Origin of the sequence: Dactylosporangium sp. NPDC049525, assembly GCF_040676755.1 — a bacterium.
GTDB lineage: Bacteria > Actinomycetota > Actinomycetes > Mycobacteriales > Micromonosporaceae > Dactylosporangium.
This window is the reverse complement of sequence record NZ_JBFAPO010000041.1, coordinates 65,342-83,248: the sequence shown is the minus strand read 5'-3', so window position 1 is coordinate 83,248 and position 17,907 is coordinate 65,342. Positions and strand designations below refer to the sequence as shown.

The following is a 17,907-nucleotide window of genomic DNA, read 5'->3' as shown; positions in this document are numbered from 1 at the left end:
GGGGCATGGACGGTGACCATCTGCCCTATCCCGCGCGGCGCCGGCTGCTCGCGGCCCGGGCCCTGGCCGGGGCGGCGGACGGGACGCTGAGCGCGACGCTCGCGCAGCTGCGGGCCGGTGACCGGCACAGCCGGGACGTGGCGCTGTTCATGGCGGTCGTCGGACGGGACCGGGAGGGGGTCCTCGCCGCGCTCGCCGACGATGACCCGCACATCCGCCGCAGCGCGCTGCTGGCCTGGGTCCGCGCGGGCGACACCACGGCGGAGCCGGTGGCGCGGTTCGTCGCCGACGCACCCGCCGACACCCGGGCCCAGCTGTACCGGCGGATCCGGGCCTGCCGGCGCACCGACCTCGCCGAGGCGCTCATCGACCCGGTCCGGGCCAGGTTCGGCGACAACGAGGCGGCGGCACTGCTCCCGGCGTGCGGCGAGGCGACGGTCGCCAGGCTGCTGCCCCAGCTGACCCACGCCCTCGGCGAGCGGATCGCGCTGAGCCGGCACTTCCCACGGATCTGCCTCGACCAGGCCGAGCTGGAGCTGGCGGCGCTGCCCGCCGCCGCTCGCGACACCTGGTGGGCGTGGCACGGCGCGGGGGTCCTCGAAGCGGCGCCCGCGCTGCCGCACCGTGTCCTGGACCTCCTGGAGGGGTACGCGCCGGCCGGGTCGCTGCCGGCGCCGGTGAACGCCTACGGGGTGCTCGTCGCCGCCGACCCGCTGCGGGTCCTCGCGCTGCTGACCGCGCCGTCGCGGGCGGCGTGGCTGGCCGGGGCGACACTGCCGACCGCGGTGCTGGCGCGGCTGAGCCGGCTGCCAGCGGTGACCCTGACCGGCCTGGCCCTCCGGTTGCGGGGGCGCAGCGCCGCGTTCGCCCGGCTGCTGGACGAGGTCGCGCCGCGGCACCGGGAGGAGCTGTTCACCCTCGCGATGTCCGATGTGGACCGTACCCGGGCGCAGCCGGACGCGGCGGTGCTGGAGGTGCTGCCGGCGCGGCTGCGGGTGGCGGAGGCGCGGCGGGCACTGACCCTCGAAGCGGTGCGCCAGAGCGAGTCGCTGACCCTGTGGTTCACCGCGCACCTGCCGTGGGCGGAGGCGGAGGCGCCGCTGCTGGCCGCGACCCGCCAGGCCCGCGCCGCCGACCGCATCGCCGGCTGGCAGCTGCTGATCCGGTGCGCGGCGCGCAGCCACGACCCGGCCGCCGTCCTCGCCGCGACGCATCACCTGCAGCGGCTGCGCAACGAGCAGGACCCGGTCCGCGGCAACGCGCTGTCGGCCCTCACCGGGGTGCGGCCGGCGCTGCTGCGGCCGGAGCTGGTCGAGCCGCTCGAGCAGATCGTCACCGACGTCGTGCAGGCCCGGGACAGCTCACCGTTCGCGCTGCGCCAGCTCAGTGAGTTCGCCGTGCTGGTGCTGCGCGAACGGTTCGACTCGCCGGTCCTGGTCCGCTGGGCGTTGCACACGTTCCAGCGGCTGCTCGGCGACGACCGGGTGCCGGACCTGGGCAACCTGGACCACGGGCTGCGCCGCGGCCAGGAGACGCAGGCGTTCGAGGCGGTCCGCGGCTGGGTGCTGCGCGGCGTCGAACGGGCGAAGTACGAGCCGCTGTTCGCGGTCGCCCGGGCGCTCGGCGAGCGGGCGTGGCGGCTGCCGGACCTGCAGTCGATGCTGGAGCGGGCGACCCGGCGCGGCAACCTCGCCGACGTCACCCGCACCGCCGTCGACCTGTGGCTCGGTGACCCGCGGCGGCGCGCCGACCGGGTCGAGGCGGTGCTGCGCGAGGACCCGTCGGCGATCGCGCTGCCCGCGGTGTGGCGGGCCGTCTGTGCCCGCCGCGGCGACCTGCTCGACGCGGCGCTGACCGGGCCGCCGCCGGCCGGGCGGTTCGTGCCCGCGGGGGTGCGCTGGGTCCCGCCGCGCGCCCTGCATCTGCGGCGCTGGCTGCCCCACCAGCACCGGGCGTACGTCGAGCGGCAGGCGGAGGTGGTGCGCGACGCCGGGGCGACACCCCAGGCCCGCGCGGCCGCGCTGCGCAACGCGGCACCGGTCCCCGGCCACGGCGGACCGCTGGTCCTGGAGTGGCTGGACACGGGTGACGTGGTCCTCGCGGAGGCGGCGCTCGCCGCGCTCGCCTGGACCGACCGGCCCGACGCGGCGCTGCCGGTGCTGCTGTCCCGCTCGGGTGACGACCGGGCCCGGGTCGCGGTCGCCGCGATCGTCCGGGTGAGCCGGTTCACGCCGCCGTCGGTGCTGCTCGCCGCCCTGGATCCGGCGCGGGGCAAGGTCACCGCCCGCAAGGAGGCGGTCCGGCTGCTTGCCGCCCGGTCGGTGCCGGGCGCGGCCGACGTGCTGTGGCGGCTGTGGCAGGACCCGGGGCTGCACCGCGACGTGCGGGTCGCGGCCGTGTCCGCGGCCCGGCAGCGGGCCGACGACCCCGGCATGTGGCGGATCCTGCGCGCGGCGTCCGCCGGCAGCGGGCGCGACGACGTCCTGGCGCTGCTGGCCGCCGACCCATGGCTGGTTCCGGTCGGGTCGCGCGCGGACTACGCCACGCTGGTCGCGGCCGCCTGCGCGAGCCCGGACCGGCGGGTGGCGGCGCAGGCGTGGGCGGTGCTGCCGGCCTGGGCGCCGTGGCTGGCGGACGTCTCCGGCGCGGTGGTGTCCCGGCTGGCCGACCTCGACGACCGGGTCGTCTGGCCGGCGGTCGTGCGGGCTCTGGTCAGCCTGGTCGCCGCCGATCTCGGCGAGGCGGCCCTGGTGGCGGCCGTGCGGTCCCTGGCGGAGCTCGACGCGGCCGGCGGCGGCAGCGACGGCACCAGCGGCGGCCGGCTGGATCTGGCGGCGCGGCGGCGCCTCGAGATGCTGGTCCAGCGGCTCACCGCCTGGTCCGGTCAGGCCGCCCCGGACGCGCCCGGGCGGCACGCGGTCGGCGCCGCCGGGCGCGAATTGTCCACGGTGGACGGATTCGTACCGGCCGCGGCAACCCTGCTGCTCGAGGCGGTCGACCTCGCCGACCCCGCCGGCCTGACCGGGCTGCGCGAGCTGGCCGCGGGCCGCCCGGTGCTGACCGCCCGGCTCGCCGAGCAGCTCCGGCGGCGGCTGGAGCACCTGGTCGCCGACCCGGAGGTCCCCCGCCGGATCGCCGTCTCGCTCGCCGCCGGCCAGGGGCTCGCCGAGGGGCTGTTCGCGCTCGCGTACACCACCAAGGGCAGGGACCTGCGCTGGCCTGCGGCCTGGCGGTCGGTCGTCGAAGCCCTGCGCCGCCATCCGGTCGCGGAGGTGCGGGACGCCGCGCTGGCGGTCGCGCTGGATCAATGAACAACGTCTTTCCAGATGACGTACACCTCGCGCGGGCCATCCCCGAACCCGCCGGGTGTGCCGCACCATGTCCGGCGTGAGAGTTGCGCACTTCTGCGACAGCCACGCCGGCCGCTCCGACGGCGTGGCGATCTCGGTCGCGACCACCGTGGCCCTGCTGCGCGGTGCCGGGCACGACGTGCAGGTCTACCAGCCTGCGCCGCTGCTGCGCGGCAGGGCCGAGCCGTGCGGGGTGCGGTCGGTCCCGGTGCCGCTGCGCAACGTCCGCATCGGCGTGCCCCGGTTTCCCGGCATGCGGCGGGTCCCGGAGGTCGTGCACATCCACACCCAGGGCCCGGTCGGCGTCGGCGGGCTGCGGTACGCGCGGGCCCACGACATCCCGGTCGTGATGACCTGGCACACCGACCTGCTCGCGTATTCGGCGCACTTCATGGAGATCCAGTTCGGCGCCGCCCACGCCGCCCAGCGGCTGGAGGTCGGCTGGACCGTCCGGGACTACCTGAAGCTGACCCGGCCCGGCACCGAGCGGCGGGCCCAGCTGGTGCGGCTCGGCCAGGAGTTCCTGGACCGCACGTCGATCATCATCGCGCCGTCGGAGAAGACGGCGGCGAGCTTCGCCGAGTTCGAACGGGTCCCCCCGGTGTGGACGGTGCCGACGTCGGTGGCGCTGCCCGACTGCCCGCTGGGCCGCGACGACCTGCGGCGGTCGCTGCGCCTGCCGGCCGAGGCGCCGGTGGTCCTCGCGGTCGGGCGGGCCACGAAGGAGAAGGACCCTTCGCTGCTGCTCGCGTCGTTCGCGCGGGTGCTGCGGCACCTGCCGGACGCGCGGCTGGTGATGCTGGGGGTGCGGCAGCGGCGCCAGGCGGTCCTGCGGCTGGCCCGGCAGGCCGGGGTGGCGCACGCGCTGCGGCTGGTCCGGCCGGTGCCCTACGAGAGCATGGCCGCCTACTACCGGATGGCCGACGTGCTGGCGTTCGCGTCGACCACCGACACGCAGGGCCTGGTGCTGGTCGAGGCGGAGGCGCAGGGCCTGCCCGTGGTCCTCGCCGACGCGGCGCTCGCCGGCACGCACCGGCTGAGCGCCGCGCCGGACGCCGACTCGTTCGCCGCCGCGCTCGTGCGGGTCCTGACGGATCCGCTGCTGCACCGCGAGGTGGCCGAGGCCGGCCGGGCCGCCGCCGAGGCGTACTCGACCCGGCACTACCTCGACCACCTGCTGCGGGTGTATCAGGCGGCTCAGGGCGTGGCGAGCGCCTCCGTCGGCGCGAGCCGCGCGGCCCGCACCGCCGGGTAGAGCCCGGCGATCGCGCCGATCACGAGGGTCGCCACGACCCCGCCGGCGGTCGCCCACGGCGGCACGATCGCCGGCCAGGACCGGGTGAGCGCGTACACGCTGGTCACCGCGACCCCCAGGAACACCCCGCCGATCCCGCCGAGCGCCGACAGCAGCAGCGACTCGGCGAGGAACTGCAGCAGGATCTGCCCGCGGGTGGCGCCGAGCGCCCGCCGCAGGCCGATCTCGGCACGCCGTTCGAGGACCGAGATGACCATCGTGTTGGCCACCCCGACCCCGCCGACGAGCAGCGCGACCGCGCCGAGGCCGAGCAGCAGCCCGGTGAAGGTCTTGTCGGTGGCCTGCCGGGCGGCGAGCGCGTCGGAGGGCCGGGACACCTTGACCTCGTTGGGGTTCTGCGGGTTCGCGGTCGCGGCGAGGACCGAGCGGACCGCCGCCACCTGCGCGTCCTGGGACCGGGTGTACACGGTTGTCGGGTGCCCGTCGAAGCCGAGGTACGTCTCGGCCGCCGGCCAGCCGACGAGGGCGGCGGCGTCGAGCTCCGGCGCCAGTGGCACCGGCTGCAGCACCCCCACGACCGTGAACCAGCGGCGGTCCAGGTAGACCTGGATGCCCTCGCCGGCCGTGTCGACGCCGAGCCGCCGGGCGGCCGCCGCGCCGAGGACGACCGCCGGGTAGCGGGCCGTGGCGGCGTTGAGCCAGATCCCGTCCGCCAGCGACGCGCCCACGGTGCGCGGCAGGTCGAGGTGCGCGGCCTGCACGCTGATCGCGCCCGTCTGCGTCGCCGGGATGTGGTCGCTGCGGTACACCTTCGCGCCGCTCACCTTGCCGGTCGCGGCGACCTCGGTCACCGGGCCGATCCGCGAGATCATCGCCACCGACTCGTCGGGCAGCGTCGCGTCGCCGCCGAACAGGTCGCTGCCGGGCGCGACGGTGAGCAGGTTCGTGCCGAGCGCGTCGAGCTGCCGGTCCAGCTCCGCCCGGCTGGACGAGGAGATGCCGACGACGGCGGTCATCGCGGCGATGCCGATCGCGATGCCCAGCGCGGACAGGAACACCCGCATCGGCCGGGTCCGCAGCCCGGCACTGCCGACCCGCAGCACGTCACTGAGGTACAGCCGGACCGGGCGCAATGGTGTCGTCATGCCACGACCTCGCCGTCGCGCATGACGACCTGCCGGGGCAGGGACGCCGCGATCGCCTGGTCGTGGGTGATGACCAGGACGGTGGTGCCGCCGGCGTGCAGCTCCCGCAGGAGCTCGACCACGCCGGCGCCGGACGCCGAGTCGAGGTTGCCGGTCGGCTCGTCGGCGAGCAGCAGCGCCGGCTCGCCGACGACGGCGCGGGCGATCGCGACCCGTTGCCGTTCCCCGCCGGACAGTTCGTGCGGCAGGTGGTCGAGCCGGTCCGCGAGGCCGACCCGGACCAGGGCCGCCTCCGCCCGGGCCCGCCGCTGCGCCCGCGACGGCCCGGCGTAGAGCAGGCCGTCGGCGACGTTGTCGAGGGCATTCTGGCCCGGCGCGAGGTGGAACTGCTGGAAGACGAACCCGATCCGGGTGGCCCGCAGCGCGGACAGCTGCCGGTCGGTGAGCGCCGCGACCTCGTGCCCGGCGATGCGCACGGTGCCGGCCGACGGCCGGTCGAGCGTGCCGATCAGATGCAGCATGGTCGACTTGCCGGAGCCGGACGGCCCGACGATCGCGACCATCTCCCCCGAGTCGATCGACAGCGACACGTCCCGGACCGCGGTGACCCCGCCGGGGTAGGACTTGCTGACCCCCTCCAGCGCCACCACCTCGGCCGGGCCGGCGTCCACGGGGCCGCCCGTCAGATCGATCATGGCCGTCATGACGGCACCCCGACCAGCATGCCCTCGGTGATCCCGCCGCCGCTGACCTCGACCCGGCCAGCGGCGAACATGCCGAGCTCGACGGCGACGACCCGGCTGGCGCCGCCGTCGACGACCTGCAGCCCGTAGCCGCCTTCGGCGAGGGCGAGCAGCGCCGCGACCGGCACGGTGAGCACGTTCTCCTTGCGCGAGGCGGTGAACCCGACGTCGACCGTGATCTGGTCGAGCCCGGCGAACGCGGCCCCGTCGTCGGGTGCGACGGTGACCTCCAGGTTCGTCTCGGCCGGGTTGTTGTTCTGGGCCGGGGTGATGACCGTGACCACCTTGACCACCTTGCCGGGCACGGTCTTGCCGGTGGGCAGCTTGAGCGTGACCGCGGCGCCCACGGGTGCGAGGCGCTGCTCGGAGACCTCGAGGGTGGCGGTGACGACCGGGCCGGTCCCCGTGCAGGTGAGCAGCGCGCCGTTGGCCGGGTCGCCGACCGCCGCCTTGTGCTCGTCGACGCGGATCGGGCCGGCGGCGTACACGACCCGGCCGAGCTCGACCACGCCGGTCTTGGTCAGCCCCAGCTTGCCCTGCCACGCCTTGACCGCGGTCGCCGTCGACGCGGTGTACTCGTCGTCGACGGTGAACCCCTTGTAGCCGAGCGCGGCGAGGTTCTCCTCGAACTGCCGCACGTCGGCGCCCTCCACACCCGGGGCCAGGTTCCGGTAGGCGGGCAGGCCGCCGTACAGCAGCACCACCGGCGTGTTGTCGACGCGGTACAGCGACTGTCCACGCTGGACGGTGGCGCCCACGGCCGGCAGTTCGGTGAGCGTGCCGCCGAGCCGCCCCGACACGGTGGCCGTCGTGCCGTGGCCGAGCTTGCCGTCCTCCGTCTTCGTGTCGACGAGGGTCTGCCGGGTCACCTTCGTGGTCTTCGGCGGTGTCGCCGACCCGGTGCCCGCCTCGCTGCCCCGGTCCGGCAGGCCGAGCCCGGCCGCGGCGGCGGCACCGACGGCCGCGACCACCGCGACCGTCACCGCCACCCGGCCGGCGCGTCCGCGCCTGCGACGATTCGCGCTCACGCCGACCCGCCGTTCTCGGTCCTCGTGCTGGTCTTGCCCTCGCCGCCGGAGACCGGCCCGCGCGGCTGGAACTCCTTGCAGGCCGCCTCGGCCTTCTTGAACGCCTCGGACTGCGGGTCCACGCCGGTCGCGTTGCCGTCGATGCGGATGCCGCCGTCCTCGCTCGGGTCAGGGAAGTCCGGCAGGCCGTTCTCCCGCATGCACTGTGCGAACTGCCGCATCTTCTCCTGCATCTCCGGGTCGGCCTTCATCGGCTGGCCCCCGTTGGGCAGGAACTGCTTGCACTCCCCGTTGGCCGCGTCGACCTTGGCCTTGTCGGTGCCCTCCGGGATCATCATGGCGATCCCGCCGCCGTCCATCTGCGGATCCGGCATGTCGACGCCGTGCTCGCGCATGCACTGGGCGTACTTGAGGAAGTTCTCCTGGTCCTTGACCGGGTCCGGCCGGCTCTCTCCGGTGCCGGCGCTGGCGCTCGCCGTCGGCGTGCCGCCCGCGCTGGCCACCCCGTCGCCGCCGCTGGGCTTGGCGCACCCGGTGACGGCAGGACCGAGGACGAGCAGCAGGCCGAGCACCAGGGCTGTCCTGACGCGCATCATGGTGTGTTCCTCCTGGCGGGCCGGGCATTCGCCGGCCACTGCGCCGAAGTCAAGCCGGGAGCGCGTCACCCGGCCGTATCCGGAAATGTTGACGCCGCGGTGACATCACCACGCGTCACCATGGGGGTATGCGGATTCTGGTGGTCGAGGACGAGCCCCTGCTCGCCGAGACGGTCGCGCAGGGGTTGCGGCGCGACGCGCACGCGGTCGACGTCGTCCACGACGGCGCCGCGGCCCTGGAGCGCCTCGACGTCAACGACTACGACGTGGTCGTCCTCGACCGGGACCTGCCGGTCGTGCACGGCGACGACGTGTGCCGGTCCCTGGTGGTCCGCGAGGGCGCGGCGCGGGTGCTGATGCTGACCGCCGCCGCCGACATCGACGACCGGGTCGCCGGGCTCGCCCTCGGCGCCGACGACTACCTGCCGAAGCCGTTCGCGTTCCGCGAGCTGTCGGCGCGGGTGGCCGCGCTCGGCCGGCGGGCGCGGTCGGCGGCGCCGCCGGTGCTGGAACGCGCCGGGATCCGCCTCGACCCACACCGCCGGGAGGTCTTCCGCGACGGGCGGTACGTGCCGCTGTCGCGCAAGGAGTTCGCGGTCCTCACCGAGCTGCTGCGGGCCGACGGCGCCGCGGTCTCCGCCGAGCAGCTGTTGGAGAAGGCATGGGACGAGCACGCCGACCCGTTCACCCACACGGTGCGCATGACGATCCTCAAGCTGCGGCGCAAGCTGGGCGACCCGCAGGTCGTGCTGACCGAGCCCGGCGTCGGCTACAAGGTCGCATGAGCATGAACGGTCCGGAGCGCAGCGGAGGTGGCGGCATGAACGGTCCGGAGCGCAGCGGAGGTGGCGGCATGAACGGTCCGGAGCGCAGCGGAGGCACCGTTCATCGGTGTTGCAGGGTGAGTTCAGGCAGACGCCGGAGCGCAGCGGAGGCGGCGGCATGAACCGGCTGACCATCCGGGCGCGGCTCACGCTCGTGTACGGCGGGCTGTTCCTGCTCGCCGGGCTGCTGCTGCTCGGCGTCTGCTATGTCCTGGTGTACCAGCGGCTGAGTGGCAACGCGTTCATCCGCGGCACCGCCCTGCCGCCGGGTATCGCGGCGCCGCCGGACGACGGGGTGTTCGTCCGGCAGCTCAGGGAGGACGTCACCACCGACACCCGGCAGGTGCTGCTCACCCAGGGCGGGATCGCGCTCGGCGTCATCGCGCTCGCCGCGACCGCGCTCGGCTGGCTGATCGCCGGGCGGCTGCTCCAGCCGCTGCACCAGGTCACCGAGACCGCCCGGCGGATCGCCGACGCCCCTGACCGGGGACTGCACGAACGGATCGCCCTGGCCGGCCCGCACGACGAGGTGAAGCAGCTCGCCGACACGTTCGACGTCATGCTCGCCCGGCTCGACCAGGCGTTCGACGGGCAGCGGCGGTTCATCGCCAACGCCTCCCACGAGCTGCGGACCCCGCTGACGCTGAACCGGACGCTGCTCGAGGTCGCGATCGACCCCGACAACGCCACGCCGGAGCTGCGGCAGCTGGGCCGGACCCTGCTGGCCGTCAACGCCCGCCACGAGCAGCTCATCGACGGGCTGCTCCTGCTGGCCCGGTCGGAGCGGCAGGTGACGGACCGCTCGTTCGTGGACCTGGCCGACATCGTCGAGCACGTCACGGCGCAGCTGCCGCCGGGGAAGGCGGCCGTGGACTGCTCGCCGCTGGAGGCCCCGACGATGGGCAACGCGGTCCTGCTCGAACGGCTCGTGCACAACCTGGTCGAGAACGGGGTCCGGCACAACCTGCCCGACGGCGGCTGGGTCCACGTCACCTGCGGCACCCGCCGCGACGGCACCGTCGGGGTGACCGTCAGCAACACCGGGCCGGTCGTGCCACGGTACGAGGTGCCCCGGCTCTTCGAACCGTTCCGGCGGCTCGGTCCGGAACGGCTGTCGGCCGGTGTCCCGGGCTCGGGGCTCGGCCTGTCGATCGTGCGGGCCGTCGCCCGGGCCCATGGCGGGCAGGTGCACGCGGAGCCCCGCGACGGCGGTGGCCTCGTCATCACGGTGATCCTGCCCACCGCACCACCGCACGACGGCGGATTCCCGACATAAGGACTTGCCGCCGTCCGGCAGACTCGGATCATGCCCGCACCGACCGATCCACCGACCGATCCACCGGCGAACACCGCCGAGCTCATCGAGCTGATGGCCACCGGCGCCCGGGTCCGGTTCCTGTACTTCTGGGGACACCAGCCGGCGCCGGACGGTTCGATCGGGGTCGGCTGCCTGAGCCAGTGGTGGCCGGTCGAGTTCACCGTCGACGGCGTGCGGTTCGCCTCCGCCGAGCACTACATGATGTGGTCGAAGGCGGTGCTGTTCGGCGACACCGCGACCGCGGCCCGGGTGCTGACCGCCGGGCATCCGAACGACGCGAAGACCCTCGGCCGTGAGGTCCGCGGGTTCGACGACAAGGTCTGGAAGCGGGAGCGCTTCGACATCGTGGTCGCCGGCAGCGTGGCGAAGTTCGGCCAGCACGCGGACCTGCGCGCGTTCCTCGTCGGGACCGGCGAGCGGATCCTGGTCGAGGCGAGCCCGCTGGACCGGATCTGGGGCATCGGGCTGTCCGCCCGCGACGCCTCCGCCGACGAGCCGGCCCTCTGGCGCGGCCTGAACCTGCTCGGTTTCGCGCTCATGCGGGCCCGCACGATCCTGGCGACGCAGGCATGACGCGTCCGTCGCTGCGGAAGTCTTCGTCTGCACCCTCGCCTTCGCCTGAGCCGCTGCCGGACTGGCTGGCGTGGCCGGTACGGGTCGTCGCGGTCGCCGTGGTCGTGCCGGTGAAGCTCGTCTGGGAGCTGCTGGTCGCGTTCCGGCGGTACGTGCTGGAGCCGATCCCGCGGCTGCTCTTCCGGTACGTCATCCGCCCCATCGGCATCGCGATCGACTACGTCATCCTCCGGCCGCTCGGCTGGCTGCTGCGCAACCTCATCTGGGTGCCGCTGGTGTGGTTCGCCGAGCACGTGCTCTGGCCTGCGCTCAAGGCGCTGTGGGCCGGCACGGTGTGGCTGGCCCGGCACACGAAACAGTTCTGGATCCTGCTGGGCAAGGGCATCGCGTTCGTCCTGTACGCCCTGTGGCGCTACCTCCTGGTCCCCCTCGGTGTGGCGATCCGGTGGACGGTCGTCGCGCTGTACCGCTACGTCCTGCGCCCCATCGGCATCGCCGTCGCGTGGCTGGTCGAGACCGGGTACCGCTACGGCGTGCGCCCCCTCGGGCTCGCGATCGCCTGGCTGGCGGTCGCGGTGTGGCGGTACGTCCTGCGGCCGGTCGGGCTCGCGGTCGCCTTCGTCGTCGGCGTCTTCGTCCACTACGGCCTGCGCCCGGCGGGGCTGCTCATCGCCTGGTTCTGGCGGCACGTCGTCGTGCCGGTCGGGCACGCGATCGCCTGGGCCTGGAACCACTCCGTGGTCCTGCTGTGGCGCTACCTCGTCGTGGCGCCGGTGCGGTGGACGTGGCAGTCGGTCGTGGCGCCGACCGGCCGGTGGGTCCGCGACTCGGTGCTACGCCCGGTCGGACACACCGTCGGCCGCGTCCTGGCCGCCCTCGGCCTGCGCTGAGGCCTGCACTGAGGCTTTGCGCTGAGGCTTTTGCGCTGAGGGTGGCCGGGACGGCTTCAGGCGACCGGCTGCAGCTCCCGCCGTTCCCCCTCGGGCTCGACCTTCACGTGCGGCAGGAGCCGGTCCAGCCAGCCGGGCAGCCACCAGTTGGCCCGGCCGAGCAGCGACATCGTCGCCGGGACGAGGACCAGCCGGACCAGGGTCGCGTCGATGAGGACGGCGGCGGCCATGCCCACGCCGGTCATCTTGACCGTGACGTCCGGGTCGAGGGCGAAGCCGATGAACACCGCGACCATGATGGCCGCCGCGCCGCTGATGACCCGGCCGGTCGAGGCCAGGCCGCGGACCACGCTGCCCTGCGCGTCGCCGGTCTCCAGCCAGTCCTCGCGGACCCGGGACAGCAGGAACACCTCGTAGTCCATCGACAGTCCGAACAGGACGGTGAAGAGCAGGATCGGCACCCAGCTCGACACCGGCACCGCGTGCGGCAGCCCGACCGCCCGCGCACCGGCGTCGGTCTGGAAGACGGCGGTCATCACGCCGTACGCGGCGGCGACGGACAGCAGGTTCATCACGGCCGCCTTGACCGCGACGACCGGCGCCCGGAACAGCACCGTGAGCAGCAGCAGCGACAGCGCGACGACGAACGCGACGACGACCCACAGCCGCTCGGCGAGCCGGTCGGAGATGTCGGCGAACACCGCGACGAGCCCGGTGACGAGGGCACCGTCGGGCAGCACGTCGGCGCGGAGGTGATCGAGCAGCGCGGTGGTCCGCTCGTCCTGCGGGCCGGTCGCCGGCTCGACGAGGATGACGGCGGCGTCGCCGGTACGAGCGGCCGGCGCCACCAGTGCGACGCCCGGCTCGGCGCGCAGCGTGGCGACGAGCCCGTCCACGTCGGGCACCTTCGCCGTGTCCACGGCGATGACGAGGGGCCCGTTGGCGCCGGGACCGAACTCGGCGGACGTCAGGTCGTACGCCTGCCGGATGGTGTTCGACGCCGGCTGGCTGCCGGCGTCCTGCGGCCAGGTGCGCATGCCGAGGACCGGGGCGGCCAGGGCGGCGAGGACCAGCAGCGACGCGAGGGCCGCCACGACCGGCCGCCGCCCGACGAGCGCCGCCCACCGCGCCGTCCACCCGGGCCGCGCGACGGGGCCGGCGGCGGTCGCGGTGGTCGCGGCAGCCTTGCGGACCGCGCGGGGCAGGACGCGCCGGCCGGCCAGGCCGCACAGCGCCGGCACGAGGGTGACCGAGGCGATCATGACCGCACCGACCGCGGCGAACGTCGCGTACCCGAACGACGAGTACACCGGCAGCGTCGACAGTTTCAGCCCGAACAGCGACACGAGCACGGTGAGCCCGGCGACGATGACGGACGAGCCCGCGGTCGCGTTCGCCGCCGCGGCCGCCTCGCGCGGGGCCAGCCCGGCCCGGAGCCCTTCGACGTGCCGGGCGACGAGCAGCAGCGCGTAGTCGATGCCGACGCCGAGCCCGACCATGGTGGCGATCGTCGGGGCGGTGCCGCTGATGTCGGTGACCGTCTCGAGCAGGGCGATGACGGCGGTCGCGACGCCGAGGCCGGCGATCGCCACGATCAGCGGCAGGCCGGCCGCGACCACCGAGCCGAGCGCGAACACCAGGATCAGCAGGGCCACGACGATGCCGACCGCCTCGGCGGTGCCGGACGGCGCGGAGAGGTTCTCGGCGACCTGGCCGCCGAACTCGACCTGCAGGCCCTCGCGGACGAGCGGCTCGGCGGCGGCCCGCAGGGCGTCCATGCCGGCGGTGCCCTCGAAGTCGGTGACCGGGATCGTGTACCGCACCGCGATCAGCGCCGTGTCCCCGTCGGCCGACATGCGCGGCGGCGAGACGTCCCCGGCGCTCGGCATCGCGGCGAGCCGGCCCCGCAGCTGTTCGAGGGCCGCCGGGTCCACGGCCGCCTTGCCGTGCACGACGACGCGGGCGTCGGCGCCGGACATCGCCGGGAGGTGCGCGCGCAGGAACTCGGTGCCGGCCTGCGACTCGGTGCCGGGGACGTTGTAGTCGTCGTGGGGTGTGCCGCCGAAGCCGGCCGACAGCGTGGTGAACGCGACGAGCACGATCAGCCAGGCGCCGATGGTGCGCCACGGGTGGGCGGCGGCCGCTCCTCCGAGCCGGCCGAGCAAGCGGGACATGTGTGCCTCCAAGTCGGGTGTCTGCAGCCACACCATCCCCGGCACCACTTTCAGCCGACTTGGAACCGGCTAGAAGCCGGTGGCACGGACCGCTTCGACCTGGTCCCAGGCGAACAGGGCGGCCGCGAGCAGCGTGACCGCCGCCGCCGCGTACCAGCCCCACTGCCGCGGGTAGGCACCGCGGCGCAGGAGCGCGACGCTCAGCGCGGCGGCGAGCACGACCTCGGCGCCCGTCTCGACCAGCCACGGCGTGATCGCCGCCCGGTACTGCGAGGCGTAGGCGCTCGCCTGGATGAGGCGCAGCGCGCCCTGACCGGCGAGCAGCGCGCACGCGGCGCCGGCGGCGAGCGCGGCGCCGCGCGGCCGGGACCGGCGGATCGCCTGACCGAGCAGGCCGAGGACCACGCCCCCGGCGACCGACGCGGCGAGCCAGAAGACGGTCGCCGCCATGATCGAACGCAGCGCCATCGCGTCGGCGGGGGTGCCGTCCTCCAGGGTGCCGCCGTGCCAACGGTCCCCGTCGACGACGATGAGGCCGTAGTAGGCCACGGTGGCGGCGGCGAGGACGGTCACCGCGGCGCCGGCCGCCGCCCGCCGGTCCGCCGCGGCGAAGCCGGCGACCAGGGCCGCGGCGCCCCAGGCGAGGCCGCTGCTGGACACCAGCAGCATCAGGACCGCGACGTTGCCGTGGCAGAAGTCGGCGGTGTAGGCGAGGCCACCGAGCACCAGACCGGCCACCGCCGCACGACCCCACACGGAAGGTGATGGTACGCAACGACTTTCGGCGCTAGGCCCGGTTCGCCGGGGCGGCTGCACTGGAACGCATGGGAGCTTTCATCCGCAAGGCGGCGCCGGTGGCCGGGCTGCTGGTCCTGGCGCCGTTCGTCGGGGAATTTCTGCTGGGCAACCTGTCGATCCGGATCCTGCCCGCGCTGCTGTTCCTGGTGCCGATGTACGGCGGGGGCGCGCTGCTGATCCGGGAGGTGGTGCGGCGGACCGGCTTCGGCTGGCCGGCCATCCTGCTGCTCGGCGCCGCGTACGGGGTGATCGAGGCCGGGCTGGCGGACCAGTCGCTGTTCAACCCCACGTTCGAGGGCCACGACTTCCAGGCCGTGACGCCGATCCCGGCGCTGGGGATCAGCGCCGCGAACACATTGTCGTTCGTGGCCGGGCATGCCGTGTGGAGCATCGGCGTGCCGATCGCGCTGGTGGAGCACCTGACGCCGGCCCGGCGTACCACTCCTTGGCTCGGACGGGTCGGTCTGGCGGTGACAGCAGTGGCGTACACCTGGGGGCTCTGGATCGTCTTCCGGGAGTTGCACGACAGTGAGGGCTTCCTCGCCACGCCGGCGCAGCTGACGGGTGCGGCGGTGGCCGCGGCGCTGCTGGTGGTGGCCGCGTTCCTGACCCGCCGCCCCGCTCGCCGGCGCGAGGGTGCCGGGCGGGTGCCGCCGCCGTGGCTGGTCGCGGCCGGCGGTTTCGTGGTGTCGAGTGTGTTCGTGATGCGCCCGGACACCTGGGCCGGCTTCGGGTTCGGGCTGGCGCTGCTGCCGCCGGCCGCCGTGGTCGTCGCCGCCCTCGCCCGGCGTCCACAGTGGACTCAGGCGCATGTGATCGCGTTTGCCGGTGGGGTACTGCTCACCTACGCCTGGCTGGGCTTCGCCCTGACGGGGCTGATGGAGCCCGGCGATCCGGTGCGGTGGTGGGGCAACGCCCTGTTCGCCGCGGTGGCGGTCGCGCTGCTGGTCTGGTGCGGGCGTCAGCGCCCGGCTTCGGGGAGCCCGGCTTCTTCGGGGGGCCCGGCTTCGGCGTCCGAGGCCGGGAGCGCGGCGGCCGCGACCGGGGATTCGGCCTCGGCATCCGGGAGTTCGGCTTCGGCGTCCGCGGCCCAGTGAGCGGCGCCCCAGGCCGTGGCCACCTGGCGGGCGAGCTCGAAGTGCTCCACCGCCCGGTCGTGGTCGCCCAGCAGCGCGTAGAGGCGGCCCAGGACGTACGCGACGGGGCGCACCGCGACCGAGGTGCTGCTCATCCCGGCGACCTGCGCGCGGACCGGCAGCAGCGCGGCGATGACGGCGGGCGCCAGGTCGGTGCGACCGACGGCCACGACTGCCAGCCCGCGCACCGCCAGGAACGCGGACTGGAAGTAGTCGGGGCGCACCGGGTACACGCCGATCGGGACGGCCCGGGCCTCGTCGAGCCGCCCCGCCGAGGCCAGCGCCAGCGCGAGGGCGTCGTCGGCGATCGCGCCCAGGGCGGCCTGCGCCGCGAGGGTCTGCGGCAGGAGCTCCCCGAACCGGTTCTGGCTGATGAACAGGCTCGCGGTGGCCAGGAAGTGATACCCGTCCCCGTGCAGCGAACCCTGCCGGCGCATGAAGACCAGGGTTTCGTCGTAGAGCCGCTGCGCCTCGGCGTAGTCGCCGGCGATGTGCGCGAGCGTCGCCCGGCAGCTGAGGTTGATCGCCTGGGGTTCGGGCAGCTGGTACGCGGCGGCGAGCACCCCCTGCCGGGCGGTGCGGGTCCGGACCTCGGCCGCGTCGTTGCGCACCGCGGCGCAGTTGGTCAGGATCTGCTCGGCGACCCACTCGTAGGCGACCATGCCGTGGGCCCGCGCGAGGTCCCGCAACTGCACGGCGACGGCGGCGCGCTCGTCGCTGTCCAGGTCGAAACGCACCGTCCTGGCCCGGGCGACCAGCCCGAGTGCCCGCACCGCCGGGTCCGGCACGGTCGGGGCCAGCTCGTACGCCTCCAGCCCGGCGGCCGGGCCACGAGGGTCGTCCTCGCCGTCGAGCTCGTTGGTGAGCGCGTCGAGCAGCCGCACCCTGGTCGCCGGGTCGAGGTCGGGCTTGCGCAGCAGCCGCGTGAGCAGGTCGACGACCCGGTGGTCGATCACCCCGTACGTGCGGATCTGCCACGGGGTCGGCACGTTCCAGGCGGTGAACGCCGCGATCAGCAGCTCCTCCCGCCCGGCGGCGACGGCGATGTCCAGGGCCCGGTCGCGGGTCAGCCGCGCGGGCGCCACCGCACCGGCTCTGGCCTGCGCCCGCAGCAGGCGGCCGAGCAGGTCGATCCGCAGCTGGTCCCGGTCCCCGGTGACCGTCTCCGCCGTCTGCACGGCACCGGTGAGCAGTTCGATCGCGGCGTCGTACGCGTACCGCCGCTCCGCCAGCTCGGCCGCCCGCACCGCGTAGTCGACGGCGAGCGCCGCCGTGTCCGACGACGCGGCCCGCGCGTAGTGGTGCGCGAGTGCCGGGTAGTCGTCGGGACGCAGCCGCCGGGTGCACGCGGCGACCCTGGCGTGCATCCGGGTGCGGCGCAGCTGCGACAGGTCCGTGTACATGGTGTCCCGCACCAGGCCGTGCACGAACCTGACCCGCCCGGGCGCGGGCTCCGTCAGCAGCCCCGCGATCAGCCCCGCCTCGAGCGCGTCGAGGACGGCGCCCTCGTCGGTGTCGGCGGCCTCGACGAGGGTCTCCACGTCGGCCTCCCGGCCCACCACGGCGGCGAGGCGCAGCACCGCCACGGCCGGCTGCGGCAGCCGCGACAACCGGCGGCGCAGCACGTCACGGACCCCTTCGGGCACCTCCGACGTCGCGACGAGCGCCCCCTCCGACGCCAGCAGCTGCGCCGATTCGCGCAGGTAGAACGGGTTGCCGCCGGTGCGCTCGGCGAGGGCGGCGACCGTGCCCGCGTCGACGTCGGCGAAGGCGCCGACGAGCCGCTGCACGTCGTCGTGGGCGAGCCCGTCGAGGTGGACTCTCGCCGGTGACCGGCGGGCGAGCGCGGCCAGGGTCTCGGCGAGCCGTTCCCGGTTGTCGGCGGGCCGGTACGCGGCGACGAGCAGCACCGGCGCGTCGGTGAGCTCCGCGACGCTGGCGAGCAGCAGCAACGTCTCGGCGTCGGCAGCGTGCAGGTCGTCCAGAACGATGGCGACGGGCCGCGCGCTGTGTCCTGTGGCGTGCCAGGCGGCCTGCCCCGTGGCGTGCCCGGCGTCCTGCCCTGTGACTTGCCCGG

Annotated in this window: 12 protein-coding genes and 1 pseudogene; 6 read left to right on the top strand and 7 right to left on the bottom strand. The window is 75.0% G+C overall.

All coding sequences use genetic code 11. The features are described 5' to 3' along the window. The first annotated feature begins 5 nt into the window (after positions 1–5). Together AB0K00_RS39885 and AB0K00_RS39880 are read left to right on the top strand one after the other, a co-directional pair. Positions 6–3,311, top strand: a complete 3,306-nt coding sequence (locus tag AB0K00_RS39885) for a hypothetical protein (protein WP_363532073.1) — start codon at positions 6–8, stop codon at positions 3,309–3,311. Between the two features lie 76 nt (positions 3,312–3,387). After that, a complete protein-coding gene (locus AB0K00_RS39880) occupies positions 3,388–4,605 on the top strand; it encodes a glycosyltransferase (protein WP_363532070.1) in 1,218 nt (405 codons plus the stop codon). Here AB0K00_RS39880 and AB0K00_RS39875 read toward each other — a convergent pair. The 4 genes from AB0K00_RS39875 to AB0K00_RS39860 are packed head-to-tail and all read right to left on the bottom strand — an operon-like array spanning position 4,548 to position 8,117. Beyond that, a complete protein-coding gene (locus AB0K00_RS39875) occupies positions 4,548–5,750 on the bottom strand; it encodes an ABC transporter permease (RefSeq protein ID WP_363532068.1) in 1,203 nt (400 codons plus the stop codon). The genes AB0K00_RS39880 and AB0K00_RS39875 overlap by 58 nt on opposite strands. Further along, positions 5,747–6,400, bottom strand: a complete 654-nt coding sequence (locus tag AB0K00_RS39870) for an ABC transporter ATP-binding protein (RefSeq protein WP_363532144.1) — start codon at positions 6,398–6,400, stop codon at positions 5,747–5,749. Before AB0K00_RS39870 ends, AB0K00_RS39875 begins: the two co-directional genes overlap by 4 nt. Before the next feature lie 50 nt (positions 6,401–6,450). Next, positions 6,451–7,521 carry a peptidoglycan-binding domain-containing protein gene (locus AB0K00_RS39865; protein ID WP_363532065.1) on the bottom strand — a complete coding sequence of 357 codons (1,071 nt, stop codon included), beginning with the start codon at positions 7,519–7,521 and terminating at the stop codon, positions 6,451–6,453. Continuing rightward, a complete protein-coding gene (locus AB0K00_RS39860) occupies positions 7,518–8,117 on the bottom strand; it encodes a hypothetical protein (RefSeq protein WP_363532062.1) in 600 nt (199 codons plus the stop codon). Before AB0K00_RS39860 ends, AB0K00_RS39865 begins: the two co-directional genes overlap by 4 nt. 128 nt (positions 8,118–8,245) lie before the next feature. Here AB0K00_RS39860 and AB0K00_RS39855 point away from each other — a divergent pair, with 128 nt between their 5' ends. From AB0K00_RS39855 to AB0K00_RS39840, 4 genes are all read left to right on the top strand, one after another. After that, complete coding sequence (locus AB0K00_RS39855; RefSeq protein ID WP_363532059.1) at positions 8,246–8,902, top strand: response regulator transcription factor; 657 nt, start codon at positions 8,246–8,248, stop codon at positions 8,900–8,902. A gap of 157 nt (positions 8,903–9,059) precedes the next feature. Continuing rightward, positions 9,060–10,217, top strand: coding sequence for a HAMP domain-containing sensor histidine kinase (locus tag AB0K00_RS39850; protein WP_363532056.1), 1,158 nt, complete (start codon positions 9,060–9,062; stop codon positions 10,215–10,217). A 93-nt stretch (positions 10,218–10,310) separates the two neighbouring features. Further along, positions 10,311–10,832 carry an NADAR family protein gene (locus AB0K00_RS39845; protein WP_363532141.1) on the top strand — a complete coding sequence of 174 codons (522 nt, stop codon included), beginning with the start codon at positions 10,311–10,313 and terminating at the stop codon, positions 10,830–10,832. Beyond that, entirely contained in the window at positions 10,829–11,722 is an 894-nt protein-coding gene (locus AB0K00_RS39840; protein ID WP_363532054.1) for a hypothetical protein, read from the top strand. The genes AB0K00_RS39845 and AB0K00_RS39840 overlap by 4 nt, the downstream gene beginning before the upstream one ends. Positions 11,723–11,778: 56 nt before the next feature. Here the strand turns inward: AB0K00_RS39840 and AB0K00_RS39835 are convergent, their stop codons facing one another. From AB0K00_RS39835 to AB0K00_RS39825, 3 genes and pseudogenes are all read right to left on the bottom strand, one after another. Beyond that, positions 11,779–13,896: an MMPL family transporter gene (locus tag AB0K00_RS39835; protein ID WP_363532051.1), complete on the bottom strand. Its 2,118-nt coding sequence runs from the start codon at positions 13,894–13,896 to the stop codon at positions 11,779–11,781. A 69-nt stretch (positions 13,897–13,965) separates the two neighbouring features. Continuing rightward, the gene (locus AB0K00_RS39830) at positions 13,966–14,652 is read right to left on the bottom strand and encodes a hypothetical protein (protein WP_363532048.1); all 687 of its coding nucleotides are present in this window, start codon (positions 14,650–14,652) and stop codon (positions 13,966–13,968) included. A gap of 1,003 nt (positions 14,653–15,655) precedes the next feature. Then, positions 15,656–17,907: pseudogene (locus AB0K00_RS39825) on the bottom strand (hypothetical protein); the annotation flags it as partial.